Annotated in this window: 17 protein-coding genes; 4 read left to right on the top strand and 13 right to left on the bottom strand. The window is 71.4% G+C overall.

The window, feature by feature from the left end:
• Nucleotides 1–60 precede the first annotated feature (60 nt).
• The 3 genes from LXT12_RS15365 to LXT12_RS15355 form a co-directional block, all read right to left on the bottom strand.
• The gene (locus LXT12_RS15365) at nt 61–762 is read right to left on the bottom strand and encodes a LytR/AlgR family response regulator transcription factor (RefSeq protein ID WP_233393075.1); all 702 of its coding nucleotides are present in this window, start codon (nt 760–762) and stop codon (nt 61–63) included.
• Nucleotides 750–1,826 carry a sensor histidine kinase gene (locus tag LXT12_RS15360; RefSeq protein WP_233393074.1) on the bottom strand — a complete coding sequence of 359 codons (1,077 nt, stop codon included), beginning with the start codon at nt 1,824–1,826 and terminating at the stop codon, nt 750–752. The genes LXT12_RS15365 and LXT12_RS15360 overlap by 13 nt, the downstream gene beginning before the upstream one ends.
• 73 nt (nt 1,827–1,899) lie before the next feature.
• A complete protein-coding gene (locus LXT12_RS15355; protein ID WP_233393073.1) occupies nt 1,900–2,178 on the bottom strand; it encodes a hypothetical protein in 279 nt (92 codons plus the stop codon).
• A 183-nt stretch (nt 2,179–2,361) separates the two neighbouring features.
• Here LXT12_RS15355 and LXT12_RS15350 point away from each other — a divergent pair, with 183 nt between their 5' ends.
• Genes LXT12_RS15350 through LXT12_RS15335 form a run of 4 tightly spaced genes read left to right on the top strand, consistent with a single transcriptional unit; the run spans nt 2,362 to nt 5,970 of the window.
• Nucleotides 2,362–3,507, top strand: coding sequence for an MlaE family ABC transporter permease (locus LXT12_RS15350; protein WP_233393072.1), 1,146 nt, complete (start codon nt 2,362–2,364; stop codon nt 3,505–3,507).
• Nucleotides 3,507–4,292 (top strand): ABC transporter ATP-binding protein, encoded by a 786-nt coding sequence (locus LXT12_RS15345; protein ID WP_233393071.1) that lies wholly within the window; start codon nt 3,507–3,509, stop codon nt 4,290–4,292. The genes LXT12_RS15350 and LXT12_RS15345 overlap by 1 nt, the downstream gene beginning before the upstream one ends.
• Nucleotides 4,289–5,329 carry an MlaD family protein gene (locus LXT12_RS15340; protein WP_233393070.1) on the top strand — a complete coding sequence of 347 codons (1,041 nt, stop codon included), beginning with the start codon at nt 4,289–4,291 and terminating at the stop codon, nt 5,327–5,329. The genes LXT12_RS15345 and LXT12_RS15340 overlap by 4 nt, the downstream gene beginning before the upstream one ends.
• Nucleotides 5,326–5,970, top strand: coding sequence for a PqiC family protein (locus LXT12_RS15335; protein ID WP_233393069.1), 645 nt, complete (start codon nt 5,326–5,328; stop codon nt 5,968–5,970). Before LXT12_RS15340 ends, LXT12_RS15335 begins: the two co-directional genes overlap by 4 nt.
• Here LXT12_RS15335 and LXT12_RS15330 read toward each other — a convergent pair.
• The 10 genes from LXT12_RS15330 to LXT12_RS15285 form a co-directional block, all read right to left on the bottom strand.
• Nucleotides 5,933–6,376 (bottom strand): hypothetical protein, encoded by a 444-nt coding sequence (locus LXT12_RS15330; protein WP_233393068.1) that lies wholly within the window; start codon nt 6,374–6,376, stop codon nt 5,933–5,935. The two genes, LXT12_RS15335 and LXT12_RS15330, sit on opposite strands and share 38 nt — an antisense overlap.
• Complete coding sequence (locus tag LXT12_RS15325; RefSeq protein WP_233393067.1) at nt 6,360–6,959, bottom strand: transcriptional regulator; 600 nt, start codon at nt 6,957–6,959, stop codon at nt 6,360–6,362. The genes LXT12_RS15330 and LXT12_RS15325 overlap by 17 nt, the downstream gene beginning before the upstream one ends.
• A 62-nt stretch (nt 6,960–7,021) precedes the next feature.
• On the bottom strand, nt 7,022–8,413 hold the full coding sequence (locus LXT12_RS15320) for an efflux transporter outer membrane subunit (RefSeq protein WP_233393066.1): 1,392 nt from the start codon (nt 8,411–8,413) through the stop codon (nt 7,022–7,024).
• Between the two features lies 1 nt (nt 8,414).
• Nucleotides 8,415–11,693, bottom strand: coding sequence for an efflux RND transporter permease subunit (locus tag LXT12_RS15315; RefSeq protein WP_233393065.1), 3,279 nt, complete (start codon nt 11,691–11,693; stop codon nt 8,415–8,417).
• A 17-nt stretch (nt 11,694–11,710) separates the two neighbouring features.
• Nucleotides 11,711–12,925 carry an efflux RND transporter periplasmic adaptor subunit gene (locus LXT12_RS15310; RefSeq protein WP_233393064.1) on the bottom strand — a complete coding sequence of 405 codons (1,215 nt, stop codon included), beginning with the start codon at nt 12,923–12,925 and terminating at the stop codon, nt 11,711–11,713.
• Between the two features lie 170 nt (nt 12,926–13,095).
• Complete coding sequence (locus LXT12_RS15305; RefSeq protein ID WP_233393063.1) at nt 13,096–14,670, bottom strand: peptide MFS transporter; 1,575 nt, start codon at nt 14,668–14,670, stop codon at nt 13,096–13,098.
• A 142-nt stretch (nt 14,671–14,812) separates the two neighbouring features.
• Nucleotides 14,813–15,325: a L,D-transpeptidase gene (locus LXT12_RS15300; RefSeq protein WP_233393062.1), complete on the bottom strand. Its 513-nt coding sequence runs from the start codon at nt 15,323–15,325 to the stop codon at nt 14,813–14,815.
• A 208-nt stretch (nt 15,326–15,533) separates the two neighbouring features.
• Nucleotides 15,534–16,373 (bottom strand): hypothetical protein, encoded by an 840-nt coding sequence (locus LXT12_RS15295; protein WP_233393061.1) that lies wholly within the window; start codon nt 16,371–16,373, stop codon nt 15,534–15,536.
• Nucleotides 16,374–16,406: 33 nt separating this feature from the next.
• Nucleotides 16,407–16,874, bottom strand: a complete 468-nt coding sequence (locus LXT12_RS15290; protein WP_233393060.1) for a hypothetical protein — start codon at nt 16,872–16,874, stop codon at nt 16,407–16,409.
• A 217-nt stretch (nt 16,875–17,091) separates the two neighbouring features.
• Nucleotides 17,092–17,874: an exodeoxyribonuclease III gene (locus tag LXT12_RS15285; RefSeq protein ID WP_233393059.1), complete on the bottom strand. Its 783-nt coding sequence runs from the start codon at nt 17,872–17,874 to the stop codon at nt 17,092–17,094.
• Nucleotides 17,875–17,989: the final 115 nt, after the last annotated feature.

The following is a 17,989-nucleotide window of genomic DNA, read 5'->3' as shown; positions in this document are numbered from 1 at the left end:
GGCCGGCAGCTTCGCGGGCCGCGCGCCGCCTCGCGAGGGCGCCGGGGCGAACGGCGCGACCTACGGGGCGGATGGGGCCAGAGCCTCCAGCGCATCGCGGTAGCCGCGCGACACCCGCAGCCGCTCGCCGCAGGCCAGCGTCAGCATCGCCTCGCCGCTGCCCAGGCGCTCGATGCGCTGTACGTGGGACGGGTTGACTGCATGGCTGCGGTGCACGCGCAGGAAGCGCGCCGCCCAGCCGGGGCGCGCCAGGGCCTCGGCCAGCGGCACGCGCTCCAGCCAGCTGCGCGGCGGCAGGTGCAGCTCGACGTAGTTGTCGGCGGCCGAGATCCACTGCACCTCGGCCAGCAGCAGGCGCTGCCCGTCCACCCAGTGGATGCCGGGCGGCGCGGCGGGGCGGGCGAGCTGTTCGCGCACGCGGGCCAGCGCCGCGGACAGGCGCTCGGCGGTGTAGGGCTTGAGCAGGTAGTCCAGCGCCGCCAGCTCGAAGGCCTGCAGCGCATGCTCGGCGTGCGCCGTCGAGAAGACGATGCAGCGCACCCCCATCTCGCGCAGCGCCGCGGCCAGCTGCACGCCGTTGCCGCCGGGCATCTCGATGTCCAGCAGTGCGAGGTCGGGCGGCGCCGGCAGGCCCTGCACCAGGGCCAGGGCGGCGGGGGCATCCGCCGCCTCGAGCAGCCCCGCCACGTCGGCCTCGGCAGCCAGCAGGCGGCGCAGCTTGGCGCGCGCGGCAGGCTCGTCGTCGACGATCAGGACGTGCACGGCAGCTCCATCGCCAGGCGCATGCCGCCGGCCTGCGGCCCGAAGTCGACCCGGGCAGCACTGCCGTAGCGGGCCTGCAGCCGTTCGCGCAGGTTGCGCAGGCCCAGGCCGCCGTCGCGCTCCGGCGGCAGCGGCGGCGTGGCGGGCAGGGGCTGGTCGGCGTGGTTGCTGACCGTCAGCCGCAGCCGCTCGCCGTCGCGTTCGGCGCGCACGCTCACCGTCACCCGCCCGCGATGCCGGGCCACGTCGTGCTTGATGGCGTTCTCCACGGGCGCCAGCAGCAGCAGGGCCGGCAGCCTGCAGGCGCGGGCGTCGGCATCGGCCTGGATCTCGACGACGAGGCGCTCGCGGCCGAAGCGGGCCTGCATCAGCGCGAGAAAGGGCTGCACCAGGGCCAGTTCGTCTGCGAGGCTGTGCTCGGCGCGCTGCTGGGCCGCGAGGGTCTGGCGCAGCAGCGCGGCCAGCTCGCACAGCAGCCGGTCGGCGCGGGCGACGTCCTCGTACATCACCGATGAAATCAGGTTGAGGGTGTTGAAGAGGAAGTGCGGCTGCACCTGGTCGGCCAGCCGCGCCAGGCGCTCCTCGGCCAGCTCGCGGCGGGCACGGTCCAGCTCCCGGGCGCGGGCGGCGGCGGCACCGGCCATCCAGACGCCACGCGAGATCAGGCAGAAGCTCAGGTAGCTCACCGCGTCCTTGCCGCCTTCGAAGACGAGCAGCGTGGGCAGGTCGTCCGGGTGGTAGCCCACGCCGACGAGGCCGTAGACGAGCAGGCGGATGCCGAACATGCCGGCGATGTGCAGGCCGCTGAACAGGGGCAGGGCCAGGGCGTGGGCCGCGAGCTGCTGCGGCCAGGGCCGGCCACGCAGCGCGCCCATCAGCGCATGCACGCCCAGCACCAGCAGGCCGATGACGGCGACCGAGCTGAACTCCCACAGGAAGGGCTCCCAGGGCCGCCGCCCGCCCGACAGGCGGTAGGCCTGCAGGGCCGAGGCGCTCAGCAGCAGGCCGACGACGGTCAGCAGGGCGACGTAGGGCAGGCGCCAGCGCGGCGGCAGCAGGGACATGCCCCGAGGTTAACGGCGCCGTCGGGCGGCGGGCGCGCGGTTCGCCCCCGCAGGGCCGCCGTTCGGCCCAGCGTCAGTGGCGCCCCGGACCGGCCTTGGGGTTGCTCGCCCCGCGCTCGCCTCCTTGCACCATGCGACCGCGGCGTTCGGCGTCCAGGCCGGGCGAGCTGCGCAGGTCGGTGTCCACCTGGCCTTCGGCGAGGTCGCGCGCGGCCCGCTCGATGTGGGGGTTGGGCTCGGCATCGGTCGAGGCGGCCTGCTGGTCGCGGTCGTGCGGCAGGGAAGGCCCCTGGGGGCGGGAGGCGTCGCCAAGCGTGCGCGGCTGATCCTTGTGGGCGGGTGCGGGCTTCATCGAGGCCTCCGAGGTGGGGGATGGAGACACTGTCCTCGCCGCTTCGCGGCCACGGCATCGTCCGGCCCGCCATCGGGCTGTCGGTCGACGCCGACAGCCGGGCGCGCGGCGGCGCGCCGTCCTACAACGGGCGCAGGCGACGGCCGGGCCGCGGATGCGCTGCCGCGGCTGAGCATCGCTGCCATGTCCCATGCCCTGCCCGCTGCGCTAACGCCGTCCGACCACGCCGGGCCGGCCGCTGCCGCCTCGAGCGCGCGCTGGGAAGGCGAAGGCCGCCAGTGGCGACTGGTGCTGGCCGGCGACTGGAGCGGGGCCGCGGCCGAGATTCCGCCTGCGCCCGAGGCGCTGCGGGCAGGCCAGGGGCTTCGGCTGGATTTCGACACCACGGCGCTGTCGCACTGGCAGCCGCCTTTGGCGGCCATGCTTTGGCAGGCCCTGGCTCCGCTGGCGCGCGCTGGCGCCGAGCTGGACCTCGCCGGGCTGCCCCGCGGCCTGCAACCGCTGCTGGGCCTGAGCCTGCCCGAGGCCGACGCGCCGCCCCGCCGACCGCGCGAGGCCGAGGCCGCCGCGCCCGCCGAGCCCGAATGGCGCAAGACCCTCGTCTTCATCGGCCAGCTGCTCGCCGCGCTGGGCCGGCTGGCGCGTGGCCGCACGGCGATGCGGCGCTCGGACTGGCTCTGGCAGATCGAGCAGACCGGCCCGCGCAGCCTGCCCATCGTGCTGCTGGTGAGCACCCTGGTCGGCCTCATCGTGGCCTACATGGGGGCCGAGCAGCTGCAGCGCTTCGCGGCGGAGAGCTTCATCGCCAACCTCGTCACCATCGGCGTGGTGCGCGAGATCGCGGCCCTCGTCGTGGGCATCGTGCTGGCCGGCCGCGTCGGCGCGGCCTTCGCCGCCCAGATCGGCAGCATGCGGGCCGGCGAGGAGATCGATGCGCTGACGACGCTGGGCGTGGACCCGGTCGAGCACCTCGTGCTGCCGCGCATGCTGGCCCTGCTCGTCACCGGCCCGCTGCTGACGCTGTGCGCCGGCATGGCGGGCCTGGCCGTCGGCTGCGCCGTCGCCGTGCTGCTCTACGACGTGCCGGCCCTGGCCTATCTGTCGACCACACGCGGGGCGCTGCAGGGGCCGGACATCGCCATCGGCCTGCTCAAGGGCAGCGTCTACGCGGTGCTGGTGGCCCTGGCCGGCTGCCGCCAGGGGCTGAACGCCGGGCGCAGCGCCCAGGCGGTGGGCGAGGCGACGACGGCGGCGGTCGTGCAGGCCATCGTCTGGATGGTGGTCGCTGCTTCGACGCTGACCGTCATCTTCCAGCGGCTGGGGGTGTGATGGCCGGCGAGGTGCTGATGCGCGTCGATGACCTCAGCCTGCATGCCGGCGGACGCGAGCTGCAGCATGGCCTTGGCTTCGACGTGCGCGCGGGCGAGGTGCTGGCCATCGTCGGCGCCAGCGGCTGCGGCAAGAGCACGCTGCTGCGCCACATGATCGGCCTGCAGGCGCCGCAGGCGGGCCGCGTGCTCTGGACGGCCGGCGGCGCCGAACGCGACGTTCATGGTGACGACCCGCCCCACCGCGAGATCGGCGTGGCCTTCCAGGCCGGCGCGCTGTGGAGCAGCATGACGGTGGGCGAGAACCTGATGCTGCCGCTGGAGCTCTACACCGACCTCGACGCCGGCCAGCGCGAGCGCCAGGCCCGCTACAAGCTCGCGCTGGCCGGCCTGTCCGACCCGGCCACCTTCGACGCCGAGCCCGCGTCGCTCTCGGGCGGCATGCGAAAGCGCGCCGCCATCGCCCGCGCCCTGGTGCTGGACCCGCCCATGCTCTGCCTGGACGAGCCCTCGGCCGGGCTGGACCCGCTGACTTCGGCACGGCTGGACGACCTCATCCTGCGCCTCAAGCGCGACCTGGGCACCGGCGTCGTCCTCGTCACCCACGAGCTGGACAGCCTGTTCGCGGTGGCCGACCGCATGCTCTTCCTCGACGTCGAGGCGCACACGGCCACGGCCCTCGGCCCGCCGAAGGAACTGCGCGAGCACGGCCCCGAGCCGGTGCGCGAGTTCCTGAACCGCGGCCGGCCGGCCCGCACGACTGCAGCCGAGGAGGCGGCGGCATGACGCGCCGCCGCGCGAATCCCCTGGTCATCGGCGCCTTCGTGGCCGCGTCGCTGGCGCTGCTGGCCGCGGCCCTGATCGCCTTGCCGGGCAACCACTGGTTCAAGCGTCCGCAGCGCGCCGTGATGTTCTTCTCGGGCTCGGTCTACGGGCTGCAGAAGGGCGCGCCGGTCGTCTTCCGCGGCGTGCACGTGGGCGACGTGACGGAGATCCGCGTCTACTACGACAGCAAGACGGACGGTTATGCCATCCCCGTCATCGCCGAGCTGGACGACGACGCCATCCGCGACCTCGAAGGCGAGCGCACCCACGGCGACATCGGCCATGCGCTGCCGACGCTGATCGCGCGCGGCCTGACCGCCCAGCTTGGCACCCAGAGCCTGGTGACGGGACAGCTCTACGTCGACCTGGACCTGCGCCCCAAGCAGCGCGGCGCGCTGCGCGGCGGCTACCAGGGCGACGCGACCGAGATCCCGACGACCGCCACCGTCTTCCAGGCCCTCAAGAGCCAGCTCGACGGCATCGACCTGCGCCGCATCCTCGACGACCTCAGCCAGATCTCCAGCGCGGCGCATGCCTTCGTGACGGGTCCGGAGCTCAAGCAGGGGCTCAAGGACTTCGCCGAGATGGCCGCGCACGCCAGGCGGCTCGCCGCCCAGCTCGACCAGCGCGCCGCGCCGCTGAGCAACGGCGCCCAGCGCGCATTGGCCAGCGTCGACCGGGCGGGCAACCGCGTCTCCGACGCCGCCGACCGCCTCGGCCGCGGCGCCGACCGCGCCAGCGAGCTGCTGGACCCGAACGGCACCGTCGTGCGGGACCTGCGGCGCGCGCTGGACGAACTGGGTCGGGCCAGCGCCTCGCTGCGCGAGACCGCCGACAGCGACGGGCCGCTGCTGCAGCAGACCGAGCGGACGATGCGCGACCTCTCCAGCGCCGCACGTGCGCTGCGCCAACTGGCCGACTCGCTGGAGGCCCAGCCCGAATCGCTGCTGCGCGGGCGCCGGCCCGACCCCCGGCCCGCCGAGGAGACCGCACGATGACGCCCGCCCCGACCCTCGCCCCGCCTTCGCCCGGCGCCACGCGCCGCGCGGCCCTGCTCTGGCTCGCCGCCGCGACGCTGGCCGGCTGCGCCACGCGCGATGCACCGCCGCGCCGCCTCTACGGCCTCACCGGCACGCCGCCCCTGCCGCCCGAGGCCCGGCCGGGCCGCGATGGCCGCGCCTGGGTGCTGAGCCCCGACATCGGCCTGCCCGACCTGCTGGACCGCGAGGAGATCCTCGTCGCCGAAGGCAGCGCCGGCCTGCGGCCCTGGCCCGAGGCGCGCTGGGCCGAACCGCTGCGCGACGCCCTGCCCCGCGTGCTCGCCGAGGACCTGTGGCGGCTGCGCCAGCCCTACCCCGTCGCCCTCGGCGGGACGCCGCGGGTGGACGAGAGCCTGGAGTCGCTGCGCCTCATCGTGCGCGTGGACGAGTGGCTGGCCCGCCCCGAAGGCGCCGGCCTGGCGCTGCACCTGCGCGCCCACTGGCACTGGACGCCCCTGCACGCCCCGGCCGGCACGGCGCTGCCGCCCCCGGGGCGGGCCGAGCTGACCGTGCCGTGCGCGGCACAGGCCGATGCGCTGGCGGACGCCTACCGCCGCAGCGTCACGGCGCTGGCGGCGAGGATCGTGGCGGGGTCGTAAGACCATCGACCTGCGCTGCGACCTGCTGGCAGGCGGAGATCAGATCCTTGACGATGCGGTCATCGACGTTCAGGTCGCCTTCGTATTCGCCAAGGTTGCGAACGTCGTGGCACTTGGACAGCACACGCCAGACCGCCGGGCCGAGGCCGAGGGTTTGCGGCAGGAGTTGGAAGACGATGTATCGATGGCTCGACCGGTAGCCGTGCCATCGAAGGGCCGCGAGGCACAAGGCGTGGGCGGCGTTGTAGGCAAGGTCGAACCTGCTTTCCAGCGACAGGGTCGCGTTGAGCGCGTCCTTCAGGCGGGCGTGGCCGGAGCGCTTCAGGCCGGCGAACTCCTTCGCATCGGGGGGCTCGGCCTTGAGCGGCTTCCCCGGTCCGCACAGGGCGTCAAACGCTGAGGTCATCTTCTGCTCCGACGATCCACACCTTCGGCTGTTCCATGACTCGGCCCAGGAATGCTTCACCGCCGACCAGACGGCGGTTGAATTCCTCACGGGTCAGGAGGGTCGGATTGATGGTACGGCCCAGTGCCTGGCTCGCGGGCTCGAGCATGCCGAAGACGTCGCCATAGGTCAGGGTGTCGCTGACGATCATCAGGTCGATATCGCTGGTGGCGCTGTCGGTCCTCTTGGCCACCGAGCCGTAGACGAAGGCCGCGACGATCTGGCCTGCCACGACGGACAGCGCTTCGCGCAAAGGCTCGGCCAGGCCCACGGTCTTCTGCACGATGCCGCAAACCTCGGCAAAGATCGGCGACGCCGGGTTGGCCTGATAGTGCTTGCGATTGCCGGACCGCGTGACCCGCACGAGGCCGCTATCGGCAAGGCTCTGAAGTTCCCTGTGCACGGCGCCCACGCCGCTGCCGGCGAGTTCGATCAGCTCGGTCGCGTAGAAGCTGCGGGACGGCTGACCGAAGAGCAAGGCCAGGACACGCTGCTGCGTCCGCGAGAACAGGGCGTCGGCAAGGCTTCGAGACTCGCCTGTCATGGAGAGATTCCCATATTGGGTGGAAATATACCCAATATGGGAACTTTCGTGCCGCAGCGCCCTCAGCGCTGGGCCGTCAACCGGGCCGCGAAGGCCTTGTGCACCGACAGCAGTGCCGTCGCGCGCGCGGCCTGGACCTGGATGAGGGCGTCCTGGGCCTGCAGGCGGTCCTGCTCGGCGGTCAGCAGCGAGTAGAAGTCGGCGACGCCGGCTTCGTAGCGCTTGAGGGCCAGCTCGCGGGCGCGGGCCGTGGCGTCGGCCGCGGCGGCCTGGGCGGCGGCCTGCAGCTCGGTCTCGCGCAGGGTCGAGAGGCTGCCCTGGGCATCCTGCAGGGCCGTCAGCTGGGCCTGTTCGGCGGTGGCGACGGCGGCCTCGTAGCCGGCTCGGGCGGCCGTTTCTTCGGCCTTGCGGGCACCGAAGTCCAGGAACTGCCAGTTCAGGGCGCCGGCGACGCTGTGGATCTGGGTGCCGCTCTTGAAGAGGTCGCCCGCACGGCCGGCGCTCCAGCCGATCTGGCCGGTGAGGCCGAGGCTGGGCCAGCGCGCCGCCCAGGCCACATGGGCACGTGCCGCCGCCGCCTGGGCGCGCGCGGCGGCGGCCTTGACGTCGGGCCGCGCGGCCAGCAGGCCGGCGGGATCGGGCAGGGTGCCGAGGCTGACCAGGCGCGGCTCGGGCATGGCGGGCAGGGGGTCGCTGTCGGCCTTGTCGCAGTCGGCCGGCGGCTGGCCGCGCAGCAGGTCGAGCTGCAGGCGCGTGAGGCAGGCGGCGTTGCGCAGGGCCGGCACGGTGGCCGAGGTCTGCGCGACCAGGGCCTCGGCGCGGGCCTGGTCGACGGCCGTGCCGCGGCCGGCGCCGACGCGCGCCTTGACGAGGTCGAGCAGCTGGTTCTGCACCGTCAGCGCGTCCTTGGCCAGGGCCAGGCGGTGGCCCAGGCCGATGAGCTGAGCCTGCAGGTTGAGGGCCGTGCCGGCCAGGCTGAGCTGGGCGGCGTCGCGGTCCAGGGCCGCGCTCTCGGCGTCGTAGCCGGCCGCGCGGGCGTTGGCGGCGGCGCGGCCCCAGAGGTCGATCTCCCAGGCTGCCGTGGCGTTGACGTTGTAGCTGTTGAAGTTGTTGAACTGTCCCTGGTCGTTGGGAGCGCGCTGGCGGCTGGCGCTGGCGCCGACACCCACGGTCGGCAGGCGCTGGGCGCCGGCCGCGTCGGCCAGCGCCTGGGCCTGCTTCAGGCGGGCGGCGGCGGCGCGCAGGTCGCGGTTGTTGGCCAGCACCTCGTCGACGACGCGCTGCAGCTGGGCATCGTCGACGAAGGCTGCCGTCATGGTGGCCGCACCTGGGCTGGGGGCGGGCAGCTGGGCGAACTGCGCCGGGGCGAGGTTCTTCGGGCCGGGCGACAGCCCGGGCGCGGCGCAGGCCGCCAGCAGTGCGGCCAGGGCGAGGGGGGTCAGGCGGACGAGCATGTCAGTGACCCTCCTTTTCGTCGTCAATGCCGGGATGGAAGGCATGCGCCGAGGCGTCGATCTGGGCCTTGAGGGCCGCCGCGCGAGCGCGGCGCTTCTCGGTGCTGGCGCGCAACAGGCTGTAGAACACCGGCGTCAGGAAGATGCCGAAGAAGGTCACGCCCAGCATGCCGGCGAACACGGCAATGCCCATGGCGCGGCGCATCTCGCTGCCCGCGCCGCTGCCGAGGATGAGCGGGATGACGCCGGCGCAGAAGGCGATGGAGGTCATCAGGATGGGGCGCAGCCGCAGGCGGCAGGCCTCGATGACGGCGTCGCGGATGCTGCGGCCGCGTTCCTCCAGCTCCTTGGCGAACTCGACGATCAGGATGGCGTTCTTGCAGGCCAGGCCCACGAGCACGACCAGCGCCACCTGCGTGAAGATGTTGAGGTCGCCGGCCTGCATGAAGGGCGGGAAGTGCGACAGCCACACGCCGAACAGCGCCGACAGGATGCACATCGGCACGATCAGGATGATGGCCAGGGGCAGGCTCCAGCTCTCGTACTGCGCCGCGAGCACGAGGATGACGAGCAGCACCGAGAACATCAGCACGGCGGCGAGCGTCGGCACCTCGACGTTGAGCACGGGCACGGTGACGTTGCGGGTCAGCCTGTCCTGGTAGCTCAGGTCGGTGAACTCGTAGCCGAAGCCGCGCGGCAGGGTCTTGAGCAGGCGCTCGATCTCGGCCTCGGCCTGGCCCGAGGAGAAGCCGGGCTTGGGCGCGCCGTTGATGTCGGCGCTGGGGAAGCCGTTGTAGCGCGTGACGCGCGTCGGGCCGAAGGTGGGCTCCACGCTCATCAGCGAACCCAGCGGCACCATCTCGCCCGCGTCGTTGCGGGTCTTGAGCTGGACGATGTCCTCGGCCTTGGCGCGGAAGGGCGCGTCGGCCTGCACGATGACCTGGTAGGTCTTGCCGAACTTGGTGAAGTCGTTGACGTAGAGCGAGCCGAGGTTGATCTGCAGGGTGTCGTAGATGGAGCCCAGCGGGACGCCCATCTGCTTGGCCTTGACGCGGTCCACGTTGGCGAAGAGCTGCGGCACGTTGATGTCGTAGTTGGAGTACGGCGTGCCGATGGACGTGTTGGGGTTGCCGTAGATCTGTCCGAGCGTGCCCCAGGTGGCGCCGTACAGGGCCTGCTCGCCCTGGCTGCTGCGGTCCTGCACCTGCACCTTGAAGCCCCCGGCGATGCCCAGGCCGTCCACCGGCGGCGGCGGCACGACGAACATGCGCGCGCCCTGGATCTGCTGGATGGCGCCGTTGACCTGGCCGAGGATGGCCTCCTTGCTCTTCTCGCGCGAGGTGCGCTTGTCGAAGCCCTCCAGGCCGAAGAAGACGATGCCTTCATTGGGCGAGGCGGAGAAGCCGGCGACCGAGAGGCCCGGGAAGGCCACCGAGTCGACGATGCCCGGCACCTTGAGCGCGATGGCGCTCATGCGGCGGATGACTTCTTCGGTGCGGTCCAGGCTGGAGCCCGCCGGCAGCTGGGCCACGCCGATCAGGTACTGCTTGTCCGGCGCCGGCACGAAGCCGCTGGGGATGCGCGTGAACAGCAGGCCCGTCAGGCCGAGCAGGATGGCATAGACGAGCACGGCCGCGGACTTGCGCTTCAGGATGCCCGTGACGCCGCGGCCATAGTCCTCCGAGCGGCGGTGGAAGAAGCGGTTGAACCAGTGGAAGAAGGGGCCGAAGACCTTGTCCATGCCGCGCATCAGCGCGTCCTTGGGCGCGTCGTGCGGGCGCAGCAGGATGGCCGCGAGGGCGGGCGACAGCGTCAGCGAGTTGAAGGCCGAGATCACCGTGGAGATGGCGATCGTGACCGCGAACTGCTTGTAGAACTGGCCCGACAGGCCCGGCACCAGCGTGAGCGGGATGAACACCGCGCACAGCACCAGGGCGATGGCGATGATGGGGCCCGAGACCTCCTGCATGGCCTTGACCGTCGCGTTATGCGGCGTGAGCCCGTCCTGGATGTTGCGCTCGACGTTCTCGACCACCACGATGGCGTCGTCCACCACGATGCCGATGGCCAGCACCAGGCCGAACAGCGTCAGCGTGTTGATGGAGAAGCCCAGCAGCAGCAGCACGGCGAAGGTGCCGACGATGGACACCGGCACGGCCACCAGCGGAATGATGGAGGCGCGCCAGGTCTGCAGGAAGATGATGACGACGAGCACCACCAGGCCCACGGCCTCGAACAGCGTGTGCACGACCTTCTCGATGGAGGTCTGCACGAAGCGGGTCGGGTCGTAGACGATGGCGTAGTCCACGCCCTTGGGGAAGCTGGGCTTGAGCCTCTCCATCGTCTTGCGGACGTTGTCGGAGATGGCCAGGGCGTTGGAGCCCGGCGCCTGGAAGACGGCGATGGCCGCGGCCTCCTTGTTGTTCAGCAGGCTGCGCAGGGCATACGTGTTGGCGCTGATCTCGACGCGGCCGACGTCGCGCACGCGCACCATGGCACCGGTCTTGGTGTCGCTGCGCACGATGATGTTGCCGAACTCCTCCTCGCTGGCCAGCCGCCCCTGGGCGTTGATGGCGAGCTGGAAGTCGGTGCCCTTGGGCGACGGCGAGGCGCCCACGACGCCGGCGGCGACCTGGGTGTTCTGCTCGCGGATGGCGCCGACCACCTCGGAGGCCGTCATGCTGCGCGCGGCGAGCTTCTGCGGGTCCAGCCAGATGCGCATGGCGTAGTCGCCGGCGCCGAACATCAGCACCGAGCCCATGCCGGGCACGCGCAGCAGGTCGTCGCGGACGTTGAGCTGCCCGTAGTTGCGCAGGTAGAGGGCGTCGCGCGAGTTGTCCGGGCTGACGAGGTGGACCACCATGGTCAGGTTGGGCGCCGACTTCTCCGTCGTCACGCCGATCTGGCGCACGATGTCGGGCAGGCGCGGCAGGGCGCGGTTGATGCGGTTCTGCACCGCCGTCTCGGCCGCCTCGGGGTGGGTGCCGATCTTGAAGGTGACGGTCAGCGTCATGCCACCGTCGCCGGTGGCCTGGCTCTCGAAGTACAGGACGTTCTCGAGGCCGTTGATCTGCTCCTCGAGCGGCGTGGCCACCGTCTCGGCGATGACGCGGGGATTGGCGCCGGGGTACTGGGCGCGCACCACCACCTGCGGCGGCGCGACCTCGGGGTATTCCGAGACCGGCAGCAGCGGGATGGCCAGGGCGCCGATCAGGAAGATGAAGAGGGACAGCACGGTCGCGAAGCGCGGCCGGTCGATGAAGAAGCGTGAGATGTCCATGGGCTACCGCCTTGGGATTACTTCGAGGCGGCGGACGCCGGTGCGGCGGGCGCGGCGCCCGGCGGGCCTTGCGGCGGCGCGGGCAGGGGCATGCCCTTGTCGTCCACCTTCAGCACCTGGGGCGTGACGGGGGCGCCGGGGAAGGCGCGCAACAGGCCGTCGACGACGACCAGCTCGCCGGGCTTGACGCCGTCGACCACGCGCATGCCGTCCACCAGCGCGCCCGGCGTGACGGGGCGGGGCTGCACGATGTTGTTGGGGCCGACGATGAGGATGATCTTGCGGGTCTGGTCGGTGGTGATGGCGCGGTCCGGCACGACGACGCCGGTGTAGCTGGCGCCGCCGCCGAGCTTGATGCGCGCATACAGCCCCGGCGTGAACTCGCCGCCCTTGTTGTCGAACACCGCGCGGGCGCGGATGGAGGCCGTCGCCGGGTTGAGGCGGTTGTCGACGAAATCGAGCTTGCCCGTGTGCGGATAGCCCTGCTCGTTGGACAGCCCCATCTGCACCGCGACCGCGTCACGCGCCGGCAGCTTGCCCTCGCGGGCCGCGCGCATGTACTTGAGGTAGGTCGCCTCGCTGGCGTCGAAGTAGGCGAAGACCTTGTCGCTGGAGACCAGCGTCGTCAGCACCGGGTCGCCCACGCCGACGAGGTTGCCGGGCGTGACGTTGGCGCGCGACGTGCGCCCGCTGACCGGCGCGGTCACGTTCGCGTACTCCACGTTCAGGCGGGCCTGCACGAGGGCCGCCTCGGCCGCTTTCTGGTTGGCTTCGGCCGAGCGCACGGCGGCGCGCAGCTGGTCGATCTCCTGCTGGCTGACGGCATTGACGCTGACCAGCTTCTCGGAGCGGGCGAGGTCGGCGCGGGCCAGCTCGGCCTGGGTCTTGAGCGCGGCGATCTGGGCCTCCGCGCGGGCGACCTCGGCCTTGAAGCCCCGGGCGTCGATGGTGAACAGCGGGTCGCCCTTCCTGACGAGCTGCCCTTCGCGGAAGCGCACCGCCTCGACCGTGCCGGCCACGCGGGCGCGCACGTCGACGGTGTCGGGCGCCTCCAGGCGCGCGGTGAACTCGTCGAACTCCTGGATCTGGCGCTGGGTGGCCGGAGCGACGGAGACGGGCGGCGGGCCGCCGTGCCCGCCCGGGCCGCCGGCTCCGTCCTGTTGTTGGCCGCAGGCGGCGAGCAGGACGGCGACGAGCGGGGTCAGGGTCAGCGCCAGGTTTTTCTTCGTCATGGAGGGCTCCGATTTGCCAAGCGGGCGACTGTAATCAGATCACCCCCGCGCTGACTACCACTCGCCCGAAAGCCCTTGAAGTTGCTGACATCCCTTGTCAACAGCCCCCACGAAGTACAAAAAAAGCCGCCCGGAGGCGGCCTGGCGGCGTAATTCAGTAACGCGTCGATTCAGTGGACGCCGTGCATCTTCTTCTTCATCCACGGCGTCAGCAGCATCAGCACGACGCCGGCACCGATGGGGATGGCGGTGAAGATCAGGAAGAAGACGGACATCGAATAGTGGTTGGAGATGTCGTCGATGTAGGAACCCGTGAAGCCGGCGAGCTTGTTGGCGATGGCCGTGTTGAGGAACCAGACGCCGAACATCAGGCCCAGCAGCCGGGTGGGCGCGAGCTTGGAGATGTAGGACAGGCCCACGGGGGACAGGCAGAGTTCGCCCATGGTGTGCAGCAGGTAGGCCAGGCACAGGAAGACCATGCTGACCTGGGCCGTCTTGGCGCCCTGCGGGATGCCGGAGGAGCCGTAGGACAGGGCGGCGAATCCGAGGCCGAGCAGCACCAGGCCCACGCCGAACTTGACCGGGCCGGCCGGGTTCCAGTGCTTCTCCCACATCTTGGAGAACATCGGCGCCAGGATGACGAGGAAAAAGGAGTTCAGCACGCCGAACCAGCTGGCCGGCACCTCGGACTGCTCCAGCGCGAACTCCCGGCCCAGCATCCACAGCACCAGGCCCCAGATGACGGCGAAGGCCAGGGCCAGCATGGCGTTGGCCAGCAGGTAGCGGCTGCCGGTGCTGCGGTTGAGCTTCCACAGCAGCCAGGTCAGGATGATGGCCGGCAGCACCGTCATCAGCGAGTTGACGACCTTGAAGACGAAGCCGCTGGTGCCGACCAGGGCGCGGTCGGTGTAGTCGGCCGCGAAGATGGTCATGGAGCCGCCGGCCTGCTCGAAGGCGAACCAGAAGAAGATGGTGAAGAAGGAGAAGACGAAGATGGCCTTGAGGCGGTCGGCTACGACGTGGGCGGGGGCCTCGTCCGCCGCGCTGGCGCTGGCCTTGGCGCGGTCGGCGGCGGTCGGCGGGTTGCCGATGTCGCCGAAGATGCCCTGGCTGAACCAGAACTGCAGCGCGCCCAGGATCATGAACAGGCCCGCCAGGCCGAAGCCGAGGTGCCAGGACACCTTCTCGCCGATGTAGCCGCACAGCAGGATGCCGAAGAAGGCGCCGGCGTTCACGCCCATGTAGAAGAGGGTGTAGCCGCCGTCGCGGGCGTTGTCTTCCTTGGGTCCGTAGAGCTGGCCGACGATGGCCGAGACGTTGGGCTTGAAGAGGCCGGTGCCCAGCACGACGAGCCCAAGGCCGGCGTAGAAGCTCGGCACCGTGTTCAGGAACATCGAGATATGGCCGGCGGCGATGACGAAGCCGCCGATGAGGACCGAGCGGCGCGTGCCCAGGTAGCGGTCGGCGATGTAGCCGCCCAGGATGGGCAGCAGGTAGGCCAGGCCCGTGTACCAGCCGTAGAGCGACGTGGCCTCGGCGCGCGTCCAGCCCCAGCCGCCCTTGGCCGCCTCGGTGACCAGGAAGAGCACGAGCAGGCCGCGCATGCCGTAGTAGGAGAAGCGCTCCCACATCTCCGTGAAGAAGAGGACGAAGAGCTGGTTGGGCTGGCCGAGGATGGCCTGGGACCGCGGGGTCGCCGCGCGGCCAGAGGCGGCCGGGTCGGCCACGGGGGAGGTTGTCGTCACGTCAGTCGTTCCAGGTGAGCCCCGCGGGGTGCGCGGGCAGGAGGCGGGCGGTGGCCCGCGGCAAGGTCCGGAATTGTCCAGCCTGCAACGACGTTTGCACGGAGCGCCGGCCCCGGGATTGCCCGGGTGGACCGGCGTCGGGTCAGGGGGCCGCGGCGTGCGGCGTGCCGCCGGCCGCGGCGATCAGCGGCTGGCTCTCGGGGAGGATGTAGACCAGGCCGCCGCGGTCGCTGCCCAGCGTGGCCAGCACGACGCGCTCGAAGAATTCGGGGTCGACGACGATGCAACCCAGGGTGATGCGGTGGTCCTGCGGGTTGGCGGAGGCCAGCCGTTCGGGCCGCCGCTCCCGGGCCGGCGCGGGTCGCAGGCGGTGGATGGCCAGGCTGGCGTCGTAGTCGATCCAGACGATGCGCTCACCGTGGAGGTTATGGCCCGGCTGGGCTTCGAAACGACCCGCGGGGGTGGTGCGCTCCTGCGGGGTCAGCGAGGCCGGCAGCTTGCCGCGGGAGCCCGGCACTTCGCCGTCGCCCGGCGTCAGGCCCAGCAGTGCGGGGGCGCGGCCGAGCAGGCGGCCCTCGGCGTCGTAGACGGCCAGCGTCGCGGCGCGCTTGTCGACGATGGCGAACGGCCTGCCGTCGCGCGCGTCGGCCGCCACCGGCCGCGCTGTCCTGGAAATCCCCTGGGCGGCCGCGCTGCCCGCGGCGACCATCCCCAACGCGACGACGACGCCGCAAATCCCGGCCTTGAACCGGCCCGCCCAACTGCTGCCCACCCGATGCCCCACTCACGACTGGCAGGCGCAACCCCGCGCCTGCCTTGGGGGCAGTCTAGGAATCCGGGCCTGTAACACCCAGACAAGAACTTCACGGTTTGGCGGTGTTACTTTTCCGTGGCAGCGAGGCCTGGGCGAGCACCTGGGGCTGGCCGCCCGCGGCGGCAGGGAAGAACGCCGTCAGCGTGTGCTGCTCGGGCAGCACGTAGACGATGGCGCGGCCATGGCCGAAGTTGGGCCAGACGATCCTGTCGAAGAAGGGCACCGGCACGTTGATGCAGCCCCAGCTGATGCGGTTGTCGGCCGGCGTGGGCGTGGCCAGGCGCTCCAGGCGCCGCTCCTTGGGGTTGGTGGCCCTCACGCGGTGCATGGACACGGCTGCCTCGTAGTCCACCCAGACGACGTCGTGGCCGAGCGAATTGCGTCCCGGCGCGGACTCGAAACGGCCGGCCGGCGTGGTGCGTTCCTGGGGCCGGATGTCCTCGATGGCCTTCTGGCCGATGCCGGCGACGGACAGGTCGCCGGCGGCGTAGCCAAGCAGCACCGGGCTGGTGCCCAGCAGCTTGCCGCCCGGGGAAAAGACGTAGACCTGGGCACGGCGCTTGTCGACGATGGCGAAGGGGCGGTCGCCGTTGTCGGCCTCGCGCACGGCCCAGGCCGCCACGCGGTTCACGTCGCTGGGCGGGCGGACGTGGCCGAAGTCGAGCTGGCGCTCGATGGGGGGTTGTGCGGCGACGGCCGCTGGCGCCGGCTGTGCGGCCACCGGGCGGGCCGCCGGCGGATGTGCCGGGGAGCGCCAGAGCCGGTGGCTGAGAAAGGGATAGAGAACGGCAAGCGCCACGGCGGCGATCAGCACGCCGTTGCGCAGGCCGATGAGGACGTCGCGCCACCCGGGGGTGGCGTCGCCGTCAGGAGGGTCTCCGAACCTCATGATTCAGCGGTGCGGAGACGGGCTCGCGCTCGATCAGTTGCGGTCGGAGCGGGGGGCGCGCTCGGGCGCGGACGGGTAGGACGAGTTGTTGGACGAACCGGTGTCGGTGGACGTCGTGGTCGACGAGTTCATCGACGAATCCGACGGCGTGGTGGTGGCCGTGGAGTTCGTGGAGTTCATCGAGTTGGTGGCCGGCGCGGTGGAAGGCGTCGCGGCGGTGCTGTCCTGGGGCAGCGGGGCCGTCGTGCCATCGGCCGGCGGCGTCGTGCGGCTGGGGTCGTAAGCGGGCTGCTGCTGTTGCTGGGCCTGGGCCGCCATGGTGGCGTCGGTGGCCGGTGCGTTCGGGTCGGCAGGGGTCTGCTCGCTGGTCGGCTTCGCCGTGGCGGCGGCCATCGGGTCGGTCGGCTGGTTCTGGGTGTCGGTCTGGGCAACGGCCAGGCCGATGCCGGTGACGAGGACGGCGGCGGTCATGGCGCTGGTGACGGTCTTGAGCGTGGGCATCGTGGAACTCCTTTCAGTGCGGTGGCCGACCCGGGAGGCCGACCGGCGAGGCCGGGCATTTCCACCGGCTGGGTTCCACTCTAGGAGGGTGACTTCACGCCCGGGGTCGGCCCTGGGCCAGACCCGCTGTAGGAGCCTCCCGACAGCGGTAGCGCGTGGTTACCTCGTCGCAAGGTTCTGAGACGACCCGCGCCGACATGGGGCGCGCATGACCGCCTCAGATCGAAAAGTCGTAGTCAATGGTCAGCGGCGCGTGGTCGCTGAAAAGCTGGCCCGTGTAGATGGCCTCGCGCCGCGCGTGGGCGGCGAGGCCCGGCGTGGCGAGGTGGTAGTCCAGCCGCCACCCGACGTTGTTGGCCCGCGCGGCGCCGCGTGCGCTCCACCAGGTGTATTGCTCGGGCTTGTCGTTGAGCGTGCGGAAGACGTCCACCACGCCGCCCTCGTCGAACAGCCGCGTCAGCCAGGCCCGCTCCTCGGGCAGGAAGCCGCTGTTCTTCTGGTTGCTGCGCCAATTCTTGAGGTCGATTTCCTTGTGGGCGATGTTGACGTCGGCCACGAGGATGAACTCGCGCTCGGCCTTGAGCGCCATCAGGTGCGGATAGAGGGCGGCCAGGAAGCGGTACTTGACCTGCTGGCGCTCCTCGCCGCTGGTGCCGCTGGGGAAATAGACGCTGATCAGGCTGAGCTTGCGGCCGGGCTTGTCGAAGCGCTTCTCGACCCAGCGGCCCTCGCTGTCGAACTCGTCGATGCCCAGGCCGACGACGAGGTCGCTGGGCTCCTCCTTGGTGTACAGGCCTACGCCCGAATAGCCCTTCTTCTGGGCGTAGTGGAAGTGGCCGTTGAGGTGGTTGCAGCTGCGGAACTGGCTCTCGACGACGTCGGCCTGGGCCTTGAGTTCCTGCACGCCGACGGCATCAGCTTCCTGACGGTCGAGCCAGTCGAAGAAACCCTTACTGGCGGCGGAGCGGACGCCGTTGAGGTTGGCGGTGATGAAGCGCATCTTTCTATGAGGAGGGCTGCGTCGCGTCAGTATCGCAGTGCGGCGAACGCACAACACCACGGGCGCTTTCATCACGAAACCGTCACGTGATCCTTACTATTCCGTAGCAATCAAG

Origin of the sequence: Pelomonas caseinilytica, assembly GCF_021353235.1 — a bacterium.
In the GTDB taxonomy this organism is placed as follows: domain Bacteria; phylum Pseudomonadota; class Gammaproteobacteria; order Burkholderiales; family Burkholderiaceae_C; genus Pelomonas; species Pelomonas caseinilytica.
The sequence above is the reverse complement of the archived record's forward strand: the minus strand, read 5'-3'. Positions and strand labels throughout refer to the sequence as shown.

Excerpts from the sequence above, each read along its gene's own strand:
- LXT12_RS15340 (WP_233393070.1), top strand. The coding sequence starts at position 4,289 with ATGACGCGCCGCCGCGCGAATCCCCTGGTCATCGGCGCCTTCGTGGCC.
- LXT12_RS15285 (WP_233393059.1), bottom strand. The coding sequence starts at position 17,874 with ATGCGCTTCATCACCGCCAACCTCAACGGCGTCCGCTCCGCCGCCAGT.
- LXT12_RS15345 (WP_233393071.1), top strand. The coding sequence starts at position 3,507 with ATGGCCGGCGAGGTGCTGATGCGCGTCGATGACCTCAGCCTGCATGCC.
- LXT12_RS15360 (WP_233393074.1), bottom strand. The coding sequence starts at position 1,826 with ATGTCCCTGCTGCCGCCGCGCTGGCGCCTGCCCTACGTCGCCCTGCTG.
- LXT12_RS15335 (WP_233393069.1), top strand. The coding sequence starts at position 5,326 with ATGACGCCCGCCCCGACCCTCGCCCCGCCTTCGCCCGGCGCCACGCGC.
- LXT12_RS15330 (WP_233393068.1), bottom strand. The coding sequence starts at position 6,376 with ATGACCTCAGCGTTTGACGCCCTGTGCGGACCGGGGAAGCCGCTCAAG.
- LXT12_RS15295 (WP_233393061.1), bottom strand. The coding sequence starts at position 16,373 with ATGAGGTTCGGAGACCCTCCTGACGGCGACGCCACCCCCGGGTGGCGC.
- LXT12_RS15355 (WP_233393073.1), bottom strand. The coding sequence starts at position 2,178 with ATGAAGCCCGCACCCGCCCACAAGGATCAGCCGCGCACGCTTGGCGAC.
- LXT12_RS15350 (WP_233393072.1), top strand. The coding sequence starts at position 2,362 with ATGTCCCATGCCCTGCCCGCTGCGCTAACGCCGTCCGACCACGCCGGG.
- LXT12_RS15320 (WP_233393066.1), bottom strand. The coding sequence starts at position 8,413 with ATGCTCGTCCGCCTGACCCCCCTCGCCCTGGCCGCACTGCTGGCGGCC.
- LXT12_RS15290 (WP_233393060.1), bottom strand. The coding sequence starts at position 16,874 with ATGCCCACGCTCAAGACCGTCACCAGCGCCATGACCGCCGCCGTCCTC.
- LXT12_RS15310 (WP_233393064.1), bottom strand. The coding sequence starts at position 12,925 with ATGACGAAGAAAAACCTGGCGCTGACCCTGACCCCGCTCGTCGCCGTC.
- LXT12_RS15325 (WP_233393067.1), bottom strand. The coding sequence starts at position 6,959 with ATGACAGGCGAGTCTCGAAGCCTTGCCGACGCCCTGTTCTCGCGGACG.
- LXT12_RS15315 (WP_233393065.1), bottom strand. The coding sequence starts at position 11,693 with ATGGACATCTCACGCTTCTTCATCGACCGGCCGCGCTTCGCGACCGTG.